Consider the following 19778-nt stretch of genomic DNA (forward strand, 5'->3'; position numbering starts at 1 on the left):
CCTGCATTTTTTCTGCCAAATCCATGACTTATGTGCATATTTCCAGATGTTTCCCGACATGTGAATCACATCACCCCAGAATGGCATGAGGAACCCATTCCCGGAAAGACCAGGAGAACCCATGACCATCGCTGCCGACGCCCGCGAGTTGAAGGACGACATCGTCCGCCTCCGGCACGACCTCCACCGTGAACCCGAAATCGGACTGCAGCTCCCCCGGACCCAGGAAAAGGTTCTCAAGGCGCTGGACGGGCTCCCGTACGAGATCACCCTTGGCAAGGAAACGACGTCGGTCACAGCGGTTCTGCGCGGCGGTGCGGCTCACGCTTCGGCCGGGAAGCCCGTGGTGTTGCTGCGGGCCGACATGGATGGACTCCCTGTCCAGGAGACCACCGGCGTGGACTACACCTCCCGTATCGATGGCGCGATGCACGCCTGCGGCCACGACCTCCACACCTCCATGCTGGCCGGCGCTGCCACCCTGCTTGCCGAACGCCGCGACCAGCTGGCCGGTGACGTCATCCTCATGTTCCAGCCGGGCGAGGAAGGCTTCGACGGTGCCAGCTACATGATCAAGGAAGGCGTCCTGGATGCCGCTGGCCGCCGAGCCGACACCGCCTATGGGATGCACGTGTTCTCCTCGCTGGAACCCCACGGCCAATTCGTCACCAAGCCCGGCGTCATGCTCAGTTCCTCCGACGGCCTTGTTGTCACTGTGCTGGGCGCCGGTGGCCACGGCTCTGCACCCTATTCGGCAAAGGATCCCGTCACGGCCGCCGCCGAAATGGTCACCGCCCTGCAGGTCATGGTGACCCGGCAGTTCAACATGTTCGATCCCGTAGTCCTGACAGTCGGTGTGCTCCACGCAGGAACCAAGCGCAACGTGATCCCCGAGACCGCCCGCATCGAAGCCACCATCCGGACCTTCTCAGAGGAGTCCCGGCGGAAGATGATGGAAGCAGTACCCAGGCTTCTGCATGGCATCGCTGCAGCCCACGGTTTGGAGGCGGACGTGCACTACCAGGAGGAGTACCCCCTCACCATCAACGATGAGGATGAGACCACCACGGCGGAGAAGGTCATCGCCGGAATGTTCGGTGAGTCCCGGCATACCCGCATGGCCACGCCGCTGAGCGGTTCCGAGGACTTCTCCCGCGTCCTCGCCGAAGTCCCCGGCACCTTCGTGGGACTCAGTGCTGTTGCCCCCGGCGCCGACCACACGACGTCGCCGTTCAACCACTCGCCTTACGCAATGTTCGACGACGGCGTCCTCACCGATGGTGCAGCGCTGTATGCCGAACTCGCGGTATCCCGCATCGCCGCCCTCGCCGGCAACTAAGCCCCACCTCCCAGCCCGCCCCACCTTGGAGAATCTCATGACCACCACCGCAGGAACGTCCCCCGACGTCACGGTCCACAAATCCCACGCGCGGACGCTCATTGGAACCGGCATCGGCAACGCCGTTGAATGGTACGACTGGGCAATCTACGCGACGTTCTCACCATTCATCGCCAGCGCCTTGTTCAGCCAGGCCGACCCCACGTCAGCCGTGCTGTCCACTCTGGCGATCTTCGCCGTCGGGTTTGTCGCGCGGCCGTTTGGCGGCTTCGTGTTCGGCTGGATTGGCGACCGGATCGGCCGGAAGACGTCCATGACCGTTGCCGTCGCGCTGGGCGCGGTGGGGAGCCTCCTCATCGGCATCGCGCCGACGTTCGCCGCCGTCGGTGCCTTCGCATCGGTGATGCTGCTGGTGGCCCGGCTCATCCAGGGCCTTGCGCACGGTGGTGAGTTGCCGTCGTCGCAAACGTACTTGTCCGAGATGGCACCCAAGGAACATCGCGGCTTCTGGGCAACCCTCATCTACACCTCGGGGACCGCCGGAATCCTGGCCGGAACGCTGCTGGGGGCCATCCTGACCAACGTCCTGAGCAAGGAAGACATGAGCGCTTGGGGTTGGCGGATCCCCTTCCTGATCGGTGGAGTCCTGGGTATCTACGCCTTGTTCATGCGGGCCAAGATGAAGGAAACCGAAGCATTCGAGGCAGAGGCTCCCACCGAGAAGCGCCTGCCGATCCTGCCGCAGATCATTAAGTACCGCAAGCAGGCGTTCCAGGTCATTGGCCTGACTGTGGGCCTGACGGTTGTCTACTACATCTGGGGAGTCGTGGCGCCGAGCTATGCAGCCACCTCCTTGAAGATGGACCGCGGTGAAGCGTTGTGGGCAGGTGTTATTGCCAATGTGGTGTTCATCGCCGCCCTGCCGTTCTGGGGCAAACTCTCGGACCGCATCGGCCGCAAGCCTGTCATCATCGTTTCAGCCGCCGGCGCCGCCCTCCTGCACTTCCCCATGACGTGGCTGCTCAAGGATTCGCCGTGGCAGCTGGCCGTGTCCATGTCCGTGATGCTGTTCTTCATCGCCGGCAGCGCTGCAATTGTCCCGGCCGTCTACGCCGAACTGTTCCCGACGCACATCCGCACCATCGGAGTCGGCGTTCCGTATTCCATCTGTGTCGCGGCCTTCGGTGGCACGGCCCCGTACCTGCAGACCTGGCTCGGCAGCATCGGGCAGGGCTACCTGTTCAATGTGTACGCGGTGATCCTGCTGCTGGTCGGCATCGCGTTCGCCTTCTCCATCCCGGAGACGAAGGGCAAGGACCTGACCGTCTAAGTCTTCCCAACTGGGTGACAGCACATGTTCCAATGAGCCCTCATTGCGACGTGTGCTGTCACCTACTTGGGTTAAACGAAGCGGTCCCTGCCTGCCCGGTAACCGAAGAACGCGGCCAAGGACCCGACCACCAGGAACAGGATTCCGGCTGCTGCGAACCCACCCGTGGCTTGGTGCAGCTGTCCGACCAAGAGGGTGCCGACCGAGCCCACGCCATAGCCAACTCCCTGCATCATCCCGGACAGGTGCGCGGCCGTATGGGCGTCACGGGTGCGGACCATGATCATGGTGAGGGCCACCGCGGTGAGCGATCCTTGGCCCAGCCCGTTCAACCCCGTCCAGACCCAGATGAGTTCGGTGGGGCCGAAGATCGTGAGCGCGAACCCACCGCCCGTCATCAAAGCCACCACCATGTTGATGATCCGCTGGTCCTTGAAACGTGTGGCCAACGCCGGGGCAAACAGTGAGCCCAGCATCTGCAGCACGATCGACACCGAGACGATCAGACCCGCCGTGCTGCCGTCTATCCCCCGATCGCGCAGGATGGGCGCCATCCATGCGAACACACTGAACGACATCATCGCCTGCAGCACCATGAACATCGTGACCTGCCAGGCTACGGCTGAGCGCCACACGTTCACGCCACCGTGGACTGCCTGGTGCTTTACCGCCGGCTGGCGGATTGCCACCGGCAGGAACAGCAGAAGTACGACGGCGGCAGGCACCGCCCAGAACCACAGCGCCGAGGTCCAGTGGCCGGTTGCCGCAAAGACCGGATACGTGAAGCCCGCGCCAAGGGCCGCCGATGCGCATATCGCTGTGGTGTAGAGGCCGCCCATCAGGCCCATGCGGTGCGGGAAGTCCCTTTTGACGACGCCGGGAAGGAGGACGTTGCACAGGGCAATGGCCGCTCCGCAGGCCGCGGTGCCAGCGAGAAGCGTGGGAAGGTGTCCTGCTCCGGGGATCTCCAGGGGCCGCAGCAGCAGACCTGCGGTGAGGACGGCCATGGCGCCCAGGAGCACCCGTTCTGCTCCGAACCTGCGGGCCAGGATGGGGGCAAGCGGCGCGAACACGCCCAGCAAAGTGACTGGCACCGTGGTGAGGACCACGAGCGACCAGCCGGGCAAACCGGCGTCGGACGTTATTTCCGGCAGGACCGCGGAGAAGCTGGAGAAGACCGTGCGTAGGTTGAGGCCAATCAGCACCAGGCAGATGGCCAGGTACACGAGGCCCCGCTTTGCACTCAGTTGCGTGGGATCCGCTGGTGGTTCCTCGCCGATCTCGGCGTCCACTGCGAGGTCGGACAGGACTGATTTCTCTGGGTAGCCGGGCGTCGTCGAGGAGGTCACACGTCCTATTCTGTCAGCCGGGTTGAACCAGGTGCTTGGTGGGCGGGATGTGACCGGCTTTGACCGTGGTTTCCCTTGCCGTCAGGGAACGATCTCCTGACCGCTCCACACGCCGGCTTTGGGGGTGAACTTCCAGCGCCTGTGCGTAGTCCCTGAAAGGTCGAGCCAATCCACGTCTGCCATCTCAATTGCCATCCAGGCAAAACGGTCAAATGCCTTTTCACCCACAACCGGCTCCCCATCGGACTCCGGGGAACCCGGGAGGGGCGTGCCCGGAACACGGCCCGAGGCATAGAGATGACGGCCGCCCGGGCTTACCCGGTCCCAGGCACGGCTTCGCTCGTCAGCGTCATCAATAAAGGACGCAGTGCCCCTGATGCGCAATTGCACCCCACGGTTGTCGTCGTACATCGTCAGGGCAACAGAGGGTACCCGTTCAATCTCAGCGACCTTCTCGGAGAAAGCGTTGGTGGCAACCATGATCTGTCCCGTCGCGCGGTCGAAGGCACGGAGAATGACGGCACGGATCCTCGGTCCTCCGTCCAGCCCAAGGCTCCCAAGGAAACCCAGAGTGAACGGGGTGCGCCCTGCGGTGGCATCTGCCAAGGACGTAAAGACCTCTTCAAGTGTGTCCTCGCTTGCAACCATTCCCCTATTCTCCCGTTGCCGGCCAATTGCATCAACGAAACGTCTCCCCTCCTGAGAAGGAGCAAAGGCACGTCACGTTCAGGCAAGCGGGCCACCCGGACCCCTGGCTCTCGGCGGGAGAACCCACAGCCCCAACCAAAGTATTCTGGAAGCGATGAGTGAAACCCCAGATTCCCCGCGACCCGTCACGCCCGGCAGCCAAGCCTCCTTCGGAACCTACGGTGGCCGTCCGGTCAGCTTCGTGCGCCGCGGAACCCGCCTGCAGGGTCGCAGGCAGGCCGCCTGGGAAGAGCACGCCGAGCGCTGGGCTATCCAGGTCCCACGCCACGTCGCCAACACCTCCGTGCACCCCGATTACACGTTCGATGCCGAGGCCGTTTTCGGGCGTAAGGCACCGCTGATTGTGGAGATCGGTTCAGGCCTGGGTGACGCCGTCGTACATGCCGCTGAGCAGAACCCGGACAAGGACTTTTTGGCCGTCGAGGTCTACACGCCCGGTTTGGCGAACACCATCATCAAGATCAACAGCCGCGGCCTGACCAATGTGCGCGTGGTGGAAGCCAACGCCCCCGAGGTCCTCGAGTCGATGCTTCCCGAGGGTTCGGTCAGCGAGCTTTGGGTGTTCTTCCCGGACCCGTGGCATAAAGCCCGGCACCACAAACGCCGGCTCATCCAGCCCGCGTTCGCTTCGGTCGCCGCAAAAGCCCTCGAAAAGGGTGGCTACTGGCGCATCGCTACGGACTGGTCCAACTACGCAGTGCACGTCCGCGAAGTGCTGGCAGATTCCACGGAATTCGAGAACATGCACGAAGGCGAGCGCAGCGGCGAGGAGAGCCCACTGACGCAAGTGTGGCAGTCCGGCGTCGAATCCGTTGTGGGCGGCGCACCGGTGAGGGAAGGCCGCGCGCCGGTCAGCACCGAACACACTGGTCCGAACGAGGGCGTGGATGAAGAAGGGGGTTGGGCTCCCCGGTTCGACGGCCGCATCAGGACCAGCTTTGAGAACAAAGCCCACGAGGCCGGGCGCATGATCTTCGACCTCACTTACCGCAAGATCTAGCCGAAGGACCTTTGGGGGAACCATGAGCTATCAGCCACCGGTGGACTACTACCAGCAACCCCAACGGACAGGTAACCGTGGCTTGGGTGCCGGAATCACCAGCATCATCGCGGCCGTGCTCTCGCCCGTCGCAGCCGTGGTCAGCATCCCCTTGGGCATCGCAGCCGTCGCATCCGCCATGAGCCGTTACAACGAGGGCAACGATGCATGGTGGTTTGGTGCGCTTGTCCTGGCGGGGACTGCGGTGGTGCTGGCGATCGTTGCAGTGGTGAGCGGGCTGATCGCCGTCTTCCGGGCCGGCCGGATGAACGCCGGACGCATCACGGGCATCATCGGTTTGGCCATCATGGCGATCAACATCTTTGGCATTGTTTTCATGGTGTTTCTGGTGCTCGGTTCAGGGCAGGGGTTCTAATGCCGCAGGTGCGCGCCGAACGATTCATCCGGTTGGATCCGGAGACCGCTTTCGCCCTCTCCCAGACCACTGGTGCATTCCGGCTCACATGGGACCCGTTCATTTCCGCCCAGGCTTTCCTGGACGGAGCCACGGCCGCAGGCAAAGGTGTCAGGACACGGACCGTTTCCCGCATGGGCCTGAAGATGGTCAGCGAATACGTCTCTTACACCCCACCCCGAAACGTGGGCATGACCATGGTGTCCGGGCCGTGGTTCTTTGAAAACTTCGGCGGTGGTTGGCGGTTCACCCCGGACGACGGCGGCACCCGGGCAGTCTGGAAATACACCTTTTCGTGCCGGCCGGCTCTGGTGAAGCCGTTGGCCGAGAAAATTGGCGGCTGGCTCCTTGGCCGGGAGATCGAACGCCGGATCGAGGCATTCGCCAAGGCCTGCGAGAACCCTGCGCTGGTGGCCGAACTACGCGCCAAGGGCACAGGGGTTGGGGACACCTAAGGTTTACGGCACCGAAATCGAGGCCACCGTTTTCTCGGCTTCGTCGCGAAGCTCAACTCCAGCGATGCCAGCCAACTGCACCGGAGTGGCCCCGGTGATCTTGATCCGGCCGCTCTGAGTGGCCGTCCATCCGCAGGTGCGTTCTTCGGCGCCGTCCCGGCCCTTTACCCACAGATACAGGGTGCCTTCCAGTGGCATCGAGCGCCCTTCCACAGCGAGCTCAGTGCCCCAGTTCTTCTTCACCATGCCCACTGTCAATTGCAAACCGTTGTCCGACTGCACCGAGTAGCTTGCGTCCGGTTTCGGAGGCTGGTTCAGCAGGGGCCCGGCGAGGAAGCCAACAGCCAGGCAAGCAGCGGCAACCGCACCCACCAAAGCCGCCCACCGCCGTCGTGATGTCCGCCTGCGGACCGACAAGTCCACCAGGACTTTTTCAGGAAGCGCCTCGGGTTCCAACGGTGAGAGCGTGTCCGTACCGCCAGCGACCGTGAGCGCGACAGCATCAGCCCGGGGAACGGCGTCGAGCAATGCCGGCAGGCTTACAAGCTCTTCCAGCTCATGACGACACTCAACGCAGGTGGCGAGGTGGTCCTCAAACGTACGGGCTTCGTCGGGCTCCAGCCCACCCAAAAGGTAGGCGCCCAATAACTGGTGGACGGAGTTGCCGTTCATCGTTCCACCCCCATTTCATCAAGGATTGTTCGGAGGGCTTTCACAGCGTAGAAAGCCCTGGACTTCACGGTTCCCGCCGGAATGTTCAGCTGCAATGCTGCCTCGCTGACGGTGAACCTTTGGTAGTGGAGGGCCACCAATACCTGCCGGTGTTCGTGGCTGAGCCGGAGCAACGCTTCCTCCATGAGCACCCTGTTCAGGAGCTCGTCCACGCGTTCGGTGGCCGCGTGGTCCGGGAGGTCCTGTTCACCGGCTTCAGCAGGGCGACGCTGTGCCTTCGGTAGTTGTCGATAATGACGTTGCGGGCCGTCCGGAAGAGGTAGCTGCGCAGGCTTCCTGTGATCTGGGGGGCATGTTGCCACACCTTGAGGATGGTTTCCTGCACGACGTCGTCTGCTTGGTGGGCGTCGGAGGTGCAGCTCAGCACGAAACGCTTCAGAGCCGTGCCGTGATCGCGGTAGATCGCCGCCACCACGTCTTCGTCCAACGGCATAGCCACCTCCCTCACTGTTGTCCTCCGCCCCTTCGCCTATACGACGACGCGCACAGGTAAATGGTTCAGCCTCGTGAACCATTCTTCCTCCAGCTACTGGGGTGTTGCACCGAGATCGCGGGAAGCCTGCGATCTCGCCGAAAGGTTGCGTGCGAACAGGCAGGGTTCCCGCGAACTCGCGAGCCGGCCGCATCACCCGAGCGCACGAAGGACGCGCTCCTTGAAGGCACGCTCCTGAAAAAGGTCCTTCCATTCGATCCGGAGAAACCGCCAGCCCTCCTCGACGAGTGCCTTTTCCCGCCGTCGTTCTTGAAAGATGACCTCGTCTGTCGGACTGAAGTCGAAATATTTGGTTCGACCATCGAACTCCAGCGCCAGTTTTTCCTCTTCCCAAGCGAAGTCCATGCGATGAAAACCCATACGGGACTGCACCTCGAATTGTGGCTGCGGAGGCTTGATCCGCAACCTCTGCATCAGCTCACGGGTCAGTGTCTCGCCAGCAGACTCGGACCGCGGATCCGCGTTGGCCAGGGCCTTGCGGAGCGTGCGGACACCCCGTTTTCCGGAAGAGGCTGCTGCCAGGTCTTCAAGTGCGTTGATGTCGGCGCCTACGCGTAATCCGTGGTCCATGATCACCAGCGCTTTCGGATAGCTCAGCATTCTGGCGCAGTCGAATATGGTGCGGTCCAGCGTAGTCGCACGCAAACCCTGAACCGGCTCAACATCATCCTCAGTGAAGCTTTCCGAGTGTCCCCGAACATCCTTGCCCCATCGGTCCGAGGATGGCCTGGCACAGTGCAGGACATGAACCTTGTCGTCCACGCCCCATACGAACAGGCCGTGGAGCCGTGCCGCAGACAAATGGCTGTAAATGAAACCGCCCGTCGACGTGGTCAGTGTTCCGTGGGCATGGGCCATGATCCGTTCCCTGGCCTGCCCGCCGAGGCTAAGTGACTGCCACTTACTGGCCCTGATGTAGCACCCGTACCTTATGCGGAGCAGTTCACCGGAGTCCACCAGAGCTTTGACCCGCCGACTGTTAAAACCCAACCGGAGCAACTCATCGGTCCTCCACATGTACCCATGCAAAGGGAGTGCTGGTGCCGCTGTGCTGTTTTTGTGCGTTGACTGTGTGTTCACCGGTTCAGCTTGGCCGCCATGGACCACGGGCCGGAACGGGCACATCCGGCTATGTGGACAGTGCATTGCCGGGAACCGGGGAATGCTGTGAATTCGCCGGAGTTTTGCACACGCCGCCGCAGCTTTGGGGCGGATTCGGGGGCCCGAACCCCAAGCCAGGCCGATGCATGGGTCCGCTAGACTGCAGGCTACTCACTGGGGAGAGAAAATGACACAGGACATCAGCAGCAAAAAGACGCCGACCTTGACGTTCCTGGGGGTGCAGGAACTCGCGTGGACTTTGGGGCTCGTAGCCATGATCATCAATTCCACTGAGCGTGGCCTGGACTGGATCTGGGTGGGCCTGTTGGCCTGCTGGCAGGCATCCATCGTGTGGGGCTTCCTCAAGTTCCGGCAGGCGAGAGCAAGCTAGAGCACCGAATTCGCCGGAAGCACTGCGAGGTCGCCGGAGCTAACCGGCGAACCCACAGCGTTCCAGCGACCTCGGCGGAAAAGGACTTACGCGTCGGCGAATTCCTCGGACTCTTCGAACTCCACGGCAGCGATGATTTCCTTGGTCTCCGGGTGGATCATGAAGGCCTCGTCGTCGTCCTCGATCATGAGGTAGTCGCCGTGGTCGGTGGAGAAGTGCCAGGCGAGGGTCTTGACGCCGTCGTGCTCGTAGTTGGGATCGCCCATGGTGATCTTTTCCAGGGCGTAACCGGCCACATCGCAGAGTTCGCGGATGATGACCTCGAACTCCGGGGCGTTGGCGAGGGCTTCTTCGTCAGCTTCGGCCTGGCGCTCGGCGAGGTCCGGAATCTGTGCGACACGCTCGGCGATGTGAGCTTCGATTTCTTCGTCGGTCAGGACCAGCAGTTCGGACTGGTCGCGGAGGTAAGCCGCGTTGAGATCGATGATGTCCTCTTCCTCAAGCAGGGCTTCGAACTCGCCGTCGAGCTCGTCCAAGGTCACAACGGAAGCCGGCGGCGTTTCGGACTCGTCCAGTTCGCCGTCGAGGTAAGCCTCTGCTTCGTCCTCGGTGAGTGCATCGAACGTGGCCGCCGTGCGGTTGAAGAGGTCCAGGTGGCGGGTGGCGCCCATGCCTTCGAGGCCCGCGCGGACGTAAGCATCCACTTCCTCACGTTCCGGTGCGGTGAAGACGTACTGGGCGAAGCCGCCGGAGAGTGCCTGGGTCAGGTAAAAGTCCACAAAGAAGCTGTTGAGCGCAGCGGGTGCGATTTCGTCGCTGTTGAGGAGCTCCTGGTACATCTGGTTCACGACGTTGACGTTGGAATCCACTACATCCGCATTGCCGGCTTCGAAGCTGGTCTTGTTCAGGACGACGGGGTACTCGTTGGTAGTCATGGGAAATCCTCACTGCTGAAAGCTGATGGTGCTCCGGACACTTTCAACGTACGCGTGGGAGCGGCGCGGCAATCGAGGAAGAGGTTAACGGAGGGCGAAGTTTGGGAGCCGTTTTCTGCTGACTAAGATTGAGCAGATAACCTCCTGCCGAAAGTAGCCCGACGCATGCCGTCCCACACAGACGAAACCTGGGAACTGGCCATACAGACTCCTGCCATTAACGACCGCTCCCTGGCGGCCGGACTGGCCTATGCCATGGGCAGCCGCGTCAGCGGGATTACTTTCGACGCAGCCACGGGCCTTCTGATGGGCAAGGTCCGCGGGGCCGGTCCGCAGCCTTATTCGACGTCGGCAAAACTGGTTCGGAAGCCCAGCGGCTGGAGCTGCACGGTAGGAATCTGCAGTTGCCCGGTCCGCAAGGACTGCAAGCACGTTGCCGCGCTGCTCTTCACTGCGGAGGACCACCCCACCATCCGGGCGCAGCTCCTTTCCCAGGCTCCTGGAATTCAAACCTCCAGGGTCGGCTCGGGCCAGCAGGGCGGCACTGCCCGTCCGGCGTGGGAACAAGCGCTCAACAGGCTGATCACGAAGCCAGGCACTGCTCCGAGCGCGGCAGGCATCCAACTCGCGCTCCAGTTCGAGGTGGAAGAGCCGGCCGCGCACTTCTCCTACACAGGCCGCCGGGACCCCATGCGCAGCGTCCGCCAGCTCAAGGCGCGTCCCGTCATGATGGGCGCCAAGGGCAAATGGATCCGCGGCGACGTCTCCTGGAACAACCTCAGCTATGTCAGCTTCCGGCGGGAATTCAACGAGGTCCACGTCGAATGGCTTCAGACATTCCTCGCCGCCCACGGTTCAAGTAATGGCCGACAGCAACCGTCGGGGGCCATGTGGCTGAGCCTGAACGACTTCGCTGCCAAGAACCTCTGGACCCTCCTCGCCGACGCCACCAAAGCCGGCATCCCCCTCATCCACTCCGCCGGGAGCGAGCCCGTCCGCGTGGAGGCGCAACCCGCGGTCGTCGGACTGAGTTTGGCGCGATTGGACGCAGCCCCGGACGCCACAACAGAAGCGCACGACGGCGGCCTGCAACTAGCGCCGTCAGTCACCGTGGCCGGGGAGCCGGTTGACGCTGCCTCGGTGGGCTTCTTGGGCAAGCCGGCCAACGGAATCTTCTTCACGCATTCCGGGGACGTCCTGCCCGGAGTGTCGCAGCAAAAGAACCTGATCACCCTTGCCCCGATCGAGGGCGGCATCACGGACGAGCTCCTTGAATTCGTCATGGACGGCCAAACGCTTCAGATTCCGGCCGAGGATGAGAGCCGGTTCCTGACCTCGTTCTACCCCAAATTGCGACAATCCACGCCGGTGCAGGCCGCGGACGAATCGGTGGAGCTGCCCACCCTGGCTGTCCCCACACTGTCCCTGCTGGCCAATTACGGAAACGATCACAAGGTCCGGTTGCACTGGGAGTGGCATTACAAGTCCGGCACCCTGGTCACCGCCCAACCCTTATGGCGGCATCCAGAGGACCGTGGCTACAGGGACGACCCCGAAGAAGCCCGCATCCTTGAGTCGCTTGGCCGGCCGTGGGATGTGGTTTCGGCGTTGGCCGAGTCCGCCACCGGTGGCTGGGGCGCTCCGCGTCTCGCAGCAAGCGTTGAATTGGGTGGCCTGGACACCCTGGCGTTCACCGAAGAGGTACTTCCGGCGCTGCGGGAACTGCCCGACGTCGTAGTGGAAACGTCCGGTGACATCGCGGATTACCGTGAAGCTGCCGAAGCTCCCGTGGTGTCCATCTCCACCAAGGAAACGGCCAGCGGCGACTGGTTCGACCTCGGCATCGTGATCACGCTTGAGGGCGAACCCGTCTCCTTTGCCGCAGTGTTCTCGGCCCTCGCGGCCGGGATGAGCCGCATGCTGCTGCCCAGCGGAGCCTACTTCTCGCTGGACCTGCCCGAGTTGCACCAGCTGCGCGCGCTGATCGACGAAGCCCGGTCCCTGCAGGACAACCCGGACAACAAGGACGGCACGCTGCAGATCAGCCGCTTCCAGGCCGGGCTCTGGGACGAGCTCGCCCAGCTTGGAATTGTGGACGACCAAGCCGCCGCGTGGCGTGAGGCTGTGGGCGGATTGCTCGACGACGGCGTGACCGGGCTGCCGCTGCCGGCCGGCCTTAACGCTGAGCTGCGTCCGTATCAGCTCGAAGGGTTCAACTGGCTCAGCTTCCTGTACAAGCACAGCCTCGGGGGTGTGCTTGCGGACGACATGGGCCTGGGTAAGACCGTGCAGGCCATTGCGCTGATCTGCGCGGCGAAGGACTTGGCTGCGGAGACTGCTGCGGCCGCCCAGGGTGACTCTGCTGAGGTGACTCCGCGAGCTCCCTTCCTGGTGGTTGCCCCTACGAGTGTCGTGAGCAACTGGGCCCTGGAAGCGCAGCGGTTCGCTCCCGGGCTCGTGGTGCGCACCGTCGGTGAAACTTTCGCCAAGAGCGGCCTGTCCCCTGTCGAAGCGTTGGCGGGTGCCGACGTCGTTATTACCTCTTATGCCCTCTTCCGCATTGATTACGACGCCTATGCATCGTTCCAGTGGGCCGGACTGATGCTGGACGAGGCGCAGTTCGTGAAGAACCACCAGTCCAAGGCGTACCAGTGCGCCCGGAAGCTGCCGGCCAGGTTCAAGTTGGCCATCACCGGCACGCCGCTGGAGAACAACCTGATGGAGTTCTGGGCGCTGACGTCGATTGTTGCGCCGGGCCTGTTCCCGAGCCCCAAACGGTTCGCCGAGAACTATCAAAAGCCGGTGGAAAAGAACGGCGACTCGGCGCAGCTGGGCAAGCTCCGGCGTCGTGTGCGTCCGCTGATGATGCGCCGCACCAAAGAGCAGGTCATCAAGGATCTGCCACCCAAGCAGGAGCAGATCCTGGAGGTCGTGCTGAACCCGCGGCACCAGAAGGTTTACCAGACGCACCTGCAGCGTGAGCGACAGAAGATCCTGGGTCTGATTGATGACGTGAACAAGAACCGCTTCACCATCTTCCAGTCGTTGACGTTGCTGCGGCAGCTGAGTTTGGATGCGTCGTTGGTGGATTCGTCATTGTCCGGGGTTCGGTCCTCCAAGCTGGATGTGTTGTTCGAGCAGCTGGAGGACGTCATTTCCGAGGGCCACCGGACGCTGATCTTCAGCCAGTTCACCGGGTTCCTGGGGAAGGTCCGCGAGCGCCTGGACGAAGAGGGCGTGGAGTACTGCTACCTCGACGGCAGCACCCGGAACCGCGGCGACGTGGTCAGCGAGTTCAAGAACGGTGCCGCCCCGGTGTTCCTGATCTCGCTGAAGGCCGGTGGCTTCGGGCTCAACCTGACCGAGGCCGACTACGTGTTCCTGCTGGATCCGTGGTGGAACCCGGCGTCCGAAGCCCAGGCGGTTGACCGCACGCACCGTATTGGGCAGGCCCGGAACGTCATGGTCTACCGACTGGTCGCGAAGGACACCATCGAAGAGAAGGTCATGGCGCTGAAGGCCAAGAAATCGCAGCTGTTCGCAGATGTGATGGAAGGTGACGCCTTGGCCGGTGGCTCGTTGACGGCGGACGACCTGGCGGCGCTGTTCGCGGAGTGATCTCCCGGTCAGTCGTCCAGCCGCACACCGCGCAGTAACAGCATTGTTCCGCCGACGGCTACCGCGGACGCCAGGAACACGCCCGCCGCCCCAAGGCCTACCGCCACCACGCCGATGACGCTGGGCAGGACCACTTGGCCCACCCTGTTTCCGGCAAGCCTCAAGGCCAGCGCCCGCCCGCGTTGGCCTTCCGGCGCTTGGGCCGAGAGCCAGGACATTGTCAGTGGTTGGCCAATTCCCAGCCCGAGGCCGAGGAACGCCAGGACGACAAACAGCAGCCACTCGGGCATCGGGACGGCGGCCACAGCCAGGGCCCCTGTGGAGATGGCCAGGCTCAGGATCAGCAGTTTCATACGCCCAAGCTTTCGGGACACGCTGCCGAGTCCCAGCCGGGAAACCATGGAAAACACCGCCCGGACGGTCAGCATCAGGCCCACGGTGGCCGCCGTGAGGCCGCGTTCGGCGCCGAGTGCCGGAAGGTAGACCACTGTCAGGTCCACTACTGCCAGGACGGTGGCGCTGGTTGCCAACGCGCGGATCACGCCGGGCGTCCTGAGAAGTGCCAACGAATTGCCCTTGGTGCCAGTGCCCTTCGGCGTGCGCCGGCCTCGACTGACCTTCGCAGAGATCACGAACGTGGTCAGGAACATCACCAAGCTCATGGCAGTCGCGAGAAGGAAGATCGCCTGTGTGTTCGGGCGAACTGAAGCACCGCCAACCACGGAAATGGCCAACGGTCCCAAGGCCTGGCCCAGAGACGCGGCGAAGGTCAGGTACCCGAAAGCAGAGTCCAAGCGCGACGACGCCGCGTTGTTCGCGACCACCGCTTGCTGCCCCACAACACAGGCCAGCTGACCGGCACCAAGAAGTGCCGTCCCGGTTACAAGCGCAGGAACTGACGTTCCCCAGAACAGCAGAAAAGCAGAACAGCCCAGTACGACGGCGGCCCCGATCGCCATGAGCCGACGCTCACCGAGGCGGTCCACCAGTCCGCCGATGGGCAGGGCGAGCAACAGGGGAAACACAGCGTAGCTGGCGGCGAGAAGGCCAAGGGCGAACCCGGGAACATCCAATTCGAGTGCGCGGTACGTGGTGGCCGGGCGGACCAGGAACGTGACGGCCTGGATGAGCGTCGAGTGGATCAGGAGGGCCGTGGACGAACGCCTTCCAAGTTCGCCGATCATTCGACCACGAGGCCGGAACTGGAGATAACCCGCAAGGTCTCATCCCTTGCGCCGATGACATGATCGAAGGCGACCTTGGCTGCCTTCTCCGCATCCTTTGAAGCTATCGCTTCGACCAAGAGCCTGTGATTGGAGAGTGCTTCATCGCGGCGTTCGGGGGCATTGTTGGTGAAGTATCGGTAACGCTCAACCTGGCTGGCAATCTGCTCATGGAACCGCTGGGCCCAGGAGTTCCCGGCGATCCTGGCGATCGCAGCATGCAGGGCAACCCCGTACTTCATGGCCTCGTCGGCGAACTCCACCATGGCAGCATTGCGTGCCAGTATCCCGCGGAGTTCTTCAAGGTCCGCGGCGGTGGCCTTGGCGCAGGCCTCCCGTGCCATCAGGGACTCCAACGCTGCGCGAACATCGTACAGCTCGGAAATGACCTTCTCATCGAGCGCGGGAACCAGCACTCCCCCGGTGGGCTGCTGCTCCAGCAAGCTCTCTGAAACCAACCGGCGGATGGCTTCCCGAAGGGGCGTGCGGCTGACTTGCAGGGCAGTGGCCATGGCGGGTTCGTAGATACGCTCACCCGGTTTCAGCTCGAGGCTAAGGATCCGGCGCTTCAACTCGCCGTAGACAAGGTGCGCCCCCGTGTTTCGTGGTTGTTCTGCCATGCGTGCCGCCTCAAGAGAAGTGTACTTGTATACATCTATACAACCATGGGTCAGCGCAGGGCAAAGTTGTTACACCTGTGACCACTTCTGACTGACCACGAACGAGCCTGTTCGAGTGCCTTGTTGCGCCCCCAAGAGCCTCATAGTCTCGGCTTTGCCCGGCCTTCCCGGAAACCGGGCAGCACCCGATGAAACCCCGACGATGAGGTCCACCCATGGCGTTTTCCGCGCGAAGAATCCGACGGCCAGTGGCAGTCCTGGCGGCAGCCGTTACAGCAGCCGCGAGCCTGGCACTTTTGCCCGCAACCACACCACAAGCACAAGCCAACGACGCAACAGCTGTCACCATCACCCCGAACCCCGCCACCCGCGGCGAAGCATTCGAAGGGTGGGGAACCAGCCTGGTGTGGTTCGCGAATGCGACGGCGGGCTACTCCCCCGAGCTGCGGGAGGAGCTGTACCAGAAGGTTTTCGGGGAGGATGGACTCAACCTCAACATCGCCCGCTACAACGTGGGCGGCGGAAATGCTTCAGACGTAGCCAACTACCTCAACGATGGCAGCGCTGTGGAGGGATGGTGGAAGCCGGTGGCTGAAGCGCAACCCGGCCAGCCGGCGTCGAACCTTTACAACCCGGACGGAACCGTGGACAAAACGCAGGCCAACAAGCTCGCGTTCCTGAACGCCTGGAACCCGGACGACCCCGCGTCCTACAACCCCGACGCCGACAAGAACCAGCGGTGGTGGGTGGAACGCCTCGCCGCAGACCAGCAGATCACCCACTGGGAGGCGTTCAGCAATTCCCCGCCGTGGTTCATGACCAAGAGCGGGTACGTATCCGGCCAAGTGAACACCGCCAAGGGTGAAAACCTCCTGCCCGAAGCGGAAGCCAAGTTCGCGGCCTACATGAGGAACGCCGTCGAGCTCCTCGAAAAGGGCAGCGGCATCGCAGTGGACACCATCGATCCGTTCAACGAGCCGAACTCGGGCTACTGGGGCACGGACATCAACGCCGCCACCGGCAAGCCGCCCACCACGTACACCCAAAAGCAGGAGGGTGCGCTGATCTATCCCGCCGCCCAGGACCGCGTGACCAAGCTGCTGGCCGCCGAGCTCAAAAAGGGCACCACGGACGCCGTCATCTCCGCGATGGACGAGACGGATCCCAGCAAGTTCATGACCAACTGGAACGGCTACAGCCAGGAAGCCAAAGACGCTGTAGCGCAGCTCAACGTCCACACCTACGGCACCAACGACCGCCGTCGGGTCCGCGACCTCGCCGGTTCCACCGACAAGCCGCTGTGGATGAGCGAAGTGGGCGGCTTCTGGACGGGCAACCCTGCGCTCGGCGACTCGACCAGCGGATGGGACCGTTCCAACATCACCAACGGCTTGGGCATCGCCGGCCGCATGGTCAACGATCTCCGTGAGCTCGACCCCAATGCGTGGGTCTTCTGGCAGCCTGTGGAGGACACGTACAAGCAGGAAAAGGCAGACAAGGGCTGGGGCTCCATCTACATCGACTTCGACTGCAATTACGAAGGCCGCGAAGGCTTCTCCAACCGCCGCATCAACGATGGCGCATCCCTGGAACAGGCCAAGTGCAAAGTCCTGACCAACCAGAAATACAACACCACCAGGAACTTCACGCACTACATCCGGCCCGGCGACTTCCTCATCCAGAACGACAACGCCAAAACTGCTAGTGCCCTCCGCGCTGACGGCAACGGCGCCACCCTGGTCCACTTCAATGACACCCCGACGGCGGAAAAAGTCACCATTGATCTCAGCCGCTTCGGCAGCATCGCGCCCGGCGCCAAGGTCACGCCCGTGGTCACCACCAAGTCGCCGCTGGATGACACTGAGAAGAATGCACTCGTCAAGGGCGCGCCAGTCGCCGTCGACACCGTTTCCAAGTCCGCGACGCTTGACGTTCCCGCCGCATCCGTGGTGACGTTCGTCGTCGACGGCGTCAGTGGAGTTTCGGACGATGCCGCGCCTGTGCAGGACGGCCACAGCTATCACCTCAGTGGTGAGGCGAGCGGCAAATACCTGACGGGCCGCTCCAATGGTTCTGCCTCAATTGAAGAAATGGGCACGGATGCTGCCGGTGTGGCTCCGCAGATGTGGACGTTCAACGCCGTGTCTACGGAAGATGAGTTTGCGAACGATCGTCGCTGGGTTCTTACAAACAAGGACGGCCGAGTGCTCACAGGCAACGGTGGAGTGCTGAACGGCAGCCAGAGCGGTGCGGCTTCACTGTCTACACTGACGTTGGAACAGGCCAAGGCCACTCCTTCTGCACAGTGGATAGTGACCACGGAGAACGGCAAACAGTGGTCCTTGGTGAACGCAGGTGCCGCGATTGCCCTGCAGGTTTCGGGCAACCAGACAGCGGCAGGTACGTCCGTGGCCTTGGCATCCTCAACCGGAACCACAGCAACAGCCCTGGCCAACCCACACCAGGCGTGGGCCTTCACCGACATTGCAGACCTCAAGCTCTTGGGAGTTTCCCCTGTTGAGCTGAGCACGCCCGTAGGGACGGCGCCGGTCCTGCCAGCCACGGTCACGCCCGTTTACGAGGCAGGCCCCGGCAAGCAGTTGGCCGTCACCTGGGCACCGGTGGATCCTTCCTCGTGGCAGAAGGCCGGCAAAGTAACGGTCTACGGTTCAGGGGTTGACCCGTACGGTCAAACCTTCGAAGCCGTTCTCACGGTCACGGTGGGCTCCTACATCGCCACGGACCCTGTTTCCGTGACCGTTGGAACCGGATCATCGGTGGCTTCCATACAGGCCTTGGCCCCGGCCAGCGTTCCTGGACAGATCGCCGATGGTCCCGCCCGGAACCCGCTGGCCGTCACGTGGGACTGGTCCGCAGTGGCAGAGTCAGCTCTGCAAAACCCGGGAACCGTCACGGTGCCCGGAACCGCCAACGGCCTCCCGGCCACGCTGACCATTATTGTGGTGGACCGCGTTCCAGTAGCCAATATCTGCAAGGACGACCCCACCACCACGGCCACCGCAAGCTACACCGAGGGCTCCTACATCGCGAAGAACACCTGCGATGCCAACGCCTCCACGCGATGGTCCAACTGGGTGAGCGGCGGCCGTGCCGGTGACAGCCTGAGCTACACCTTCAGCCGCGACTACACCGTTTCCTCCGTGACCGTCACGTCTGCGGAAAAGGCTGCGGCGAGCCTTAAAGTCCAGTACCAGGACGCCTCCGGAACATGGAAGGACACCTCGGCCGGAACCATCACCGGCCTGTCCATCACCACCCCCACCACCGTACGTTTCGACCCCGTCACCACCCGTGGGATCAGGGTTTCGTTCGTGACCACGGCGTCGTACACCAAGGTCGCCGAAGTAGCCATCGCGGGTTCACGTTTGGCTGACGCCGGACTCGCAAACCTCGGGCGTCTCCTTGTCAACCAAGCGTCCGTCGTCGGATTCGACCCGGCGACCACCGACTACCGGGTGTTATCGACGTCGGCGACTCCCGCCGTCGTCGGCTACCCGCTGGACACCAACGCAAAGGTGACAGTTCAGCATTCCACCGTTGAGAACCCGACGGCGGAGATCACCGTGACGGCGCCGGACGGCACCACGAAGGAGTATCGCGTGACTGTTTCTACCGGCAAGGACGCGTGCAAGGACGGTGGGTGGACCACCAGCCCACACCCCGTGTTCAAGAACCAGGGGCAGTGCGTGAGCAGCTTCGCGGCCGGAAAGTAGTCCTGGCACTTTGAGCTAGTGAGGCCCCTCGGGATTCTGATCCTGAGGGGCCTTGCTGCGCCTTGACACAACTGTGATGAGTACGTGCAAATGAACAGCTACGTGCCCTTTACTGTTATTTAAAGGCTAAAATAACAGTAAAGGACACCCTACTAGGCTTTGGAGCACCTCTTGCCAGCTTGGCCAGCGCATGGAAACAAGGTCATGCCCTGGAAATCCTCAGGTCGTCCCCCACGGGAGGACCGCTTATTCACCGAAGTCGAAGTTTCACTTCCCCCCAAAATTGCGGGGCTTTG

15 protein-coding genes and 1 pseudogene are annotated in these 19778 nt (G+C 62.9%); 8 read left to right on the top strand and 8 right to left on the bottom strand.

The genetic code is table 11. From position 1 onward, the window contains the following. Nucleotides 1-121 precede the first annotated feature (121 nt). Nucleotides 122-1339: a M20 family metallopeptidase gene (locus tag ABQM86_RS18395; RefSeq protein WP_207595038.1), complete on the top strand. Its 1218-nt coding sequence runs from the start codon at nucleotides 122-124 to the stop codon at nucleotides 1337-1339. A gap of 37 nt (nucleotides 1340-1376) precedes the next feature. Continuing rightward, nucleotides 1377-2669: an MFS transporter gene (locus tag ABQM86_RS18400; RefSeq protein ID WP_207595040.1), complete on the top strand. Its 1293-nt coding sequence runs from the start codon at nucleotides 1377-1379 to the stop codon at nucleotides 2667-2669. 71 nt (nucleotides 2670-2740) lie between these two features. Here the strand turns inward: ABQM86_RS18400 and ABQM86_RS18405 are convergent, their stop codons facing one another. After that, nucleotides 2741-4018 (bottom strand): CynX/NimT family MFS transporter, encoded by a 1278-nt coding sequence (locus tag ABQM86_RS18405; protein ID WP_280623861.1) that lies wholly within the window; start codon nucleotides 4016-4018, stop codon nucleotides 2741-2743. 81 nt (nucleotides 4019-4099) lie between these two features. Beyond that, nucleotides 4100-4666: a pyridoxamine 5'-phosphate oxidase family protein gene (locus ABQM86_RS18410; protein WP_369745226.1), complete on the bottom strand. Its 567-nt coding sequence runs from the start codon at nucleotides 4664-4666 to the stop codon at nucleotides 4100-4102. Between the two features lie 154 nt (nucleotides 4667-4820). Here ABQM86_RS18410 and trmB point away from each other — a divergent pair, with 154 nt between their 5' ends. From trmB to ABQM86_RS18425, 3 genes are read left to right on the top strand one after another with little or no spacing between them, the layout of a single operon-like run. Continuing rightward, entirely contained in the window at nucleotides 4821-5726 is a 906-nt protein-coding gene (gene trmB, locus ABQM86_RS18415; RefSeq protein ID WP_207595046.1) for a tRNA (guanosine(46)-N7)-methyltransferase TrmB, read from the top strand. 22 nt (nucleotides 5727-5748) lie between these two features. Further along, entirely contained in the window at nucleotides 5749-6141 is a 393-nt protein-coding gene (locus ABQM86_RS18420) for a hypothetical protein (protein WP_280623868.1), read from the top strand. Further along, nucleotides 6141-6635, top strand: coding sequence for a type II toxin-antitoxin system RatA family toxin (locus ABQM86_RS18425; protein ID WP_207595050.1), 495 nt, complete (start codon nucleotides 6141-6143; stop codon nucleotides 6633-6635). The genes ABQM86_RS18420 and ABQM86_RS18425 overlap by 1 nt, the downstream gene beginning before the upstream one ends. 3 nt (nucleotides 6636-6638) lie before the next feature. On the opposite strand, the gene ABQM86_RS18430 is transcribed toward ABQM86_RS18425, so the two are convergent. The 3 genes and pseudogenes from ABQM86_RS18430 to ABQM86_RS18440 form a co-directional block, all read right to left on the bottom strand. Then, nucleotides 6639-7307, bottom strand: a complete 669-nt coding sequence (locus tag ABQM86_RS18430) for an anti-sigma factor (protein WP_280623871.1) — start codon at nucleotides 7305-7307, stop codon at nucleotides 6639-6641. Continuing rightward, a pseudogene (locus ABQM86_RS18435) lies at nucleotides 7304-7800 on the bottom strand (sigma-70 family RNA polymerase sigma factor). The gene ABQM86_RS18430 and the pseudogene ABQM86_RS18435 overlap by 4 nt, the downstream one beginning before the upstream one ends. A 192-nt stretch (nucleotides 7801-7992) precedes the next feature. Next, nucleotides 7993-8877, bottom strand: coding sequence for a hypothetical protein (locus tag ABQM86_RS18440; protein WP_369745227.1), 885 nt, complete (start codon nucleotides 8875-8877; stop codon nucleotides 7993-7995). A 271-nt stretch (nucleotides 8878-9148) separates the two neighbouring features. Here ABQM86_RS18440 and ABQM86_RS18445 point away from each other — a divergent pair, with 271 nt between their 5' ends. Next, the gene (locus tag ABQM86_RS18445) at nucleotides 9149-9352 is read left to right on the top strand and encodes a hypothetical protein (RefSeq protein WP_280623873.1); all 204 of its coding nucleotides are present in this window, start codon (nucleotides 9149-9151) and stop codon (nucleotides 9350-9352) included. A gap of 86 nt (nucleotides 9353-9438) precedes the next feature. On the opposite strand, the gene ABQM86_RS18450 is transcribed toward ABQM86_RS18445, so the two are convergent. Further along, nucleotides 9439-10287, bottom strand: a complete 849-nt coding sequence (locus ABQM86_RS18450) for a hypothetical protein (protein ID WP_207595059.1) — start codon at nucleotides 10285-10287, stop codon at nucleotides 9439-9441. A gap of 165 nt (nucleotides 10288-10452) precedes the next feature. Between ABQM86_RS18450 and ABQM86_RS18455 the strand changes: the two genes are divergently transcribed. Continuing rightward, nucleotides 10453-13905 carry an SNF2-related protein gene (locus ABQM86_RS18455; protein ID WP_369745228.1) on the top strand — a complete coding sequence of 1151 codons (3453 nt, stop codon included), beginning with the start codon at nucleotides 10453-10455 and terminating at the stop codon, nucleotides 13903-13905. Between the two features lie 8 nt (nucleotides 13906-13913). Here ABQM86_RS18455 and ABQM86_RS18460 read toward each other — a convergent pair whose 3' ends face one another. Together ABQM86_RS18460 and ABQM86_RS18465 are read right to left on the bottom strand one after the other, a co-directional pair. Next, complete coding sequence (locus ABQM86_RS18460) at nucleotides 13914-15089, bottom strand: MFS transporter (protein ID WP_369745229.1); 1176 nt, start codon at nucleotides 15087-15089, stop codon at nucleotides 13914-13916. Further along, entirely contained in the window at nucleotides 15086-15748 is a 663-nt protein-coding gene (locus ABQM86_RS18465; RefSeq protein WP_369745230.1) for a GntR family transcriptional regulator, read from the bottom strand. The genes ABQM86_RS18460 and ABQM86_RS18465 overlap by 4 nt, the downstream gene beginning before the upstream one ends. Before the next feature lie 215 nt (nucleotides 15749-15963). On the opposite strand from ABQM86_RS18465, the gene ABQM86_RS18470 reads away from it, so the two are divergent. Further along, the gene (locus ABQM86_RS18470; RefSeq protein ID WP_369745231.1) at nucleotides 15964-19482 is read left to right on the top strand and encodes an Ig-like domain-containing protein; all 3519 of its coding nucleotides are present in this window, start codon (nucleotides 15964-15966) and stop codon (nucleotides 19480-19482) included. Nucleotides 19483-19778 lie beyond the last annotated feature (296 nt).

This window comes from Paenarthrobacter sp. AMU7 (assembly GCF_041200195.1).
Classification (GTDB): Bacteria; Actinomycetota; Actinomycetes; order Actinomycetales; family Micrococcaceae; genus Arthrobacter.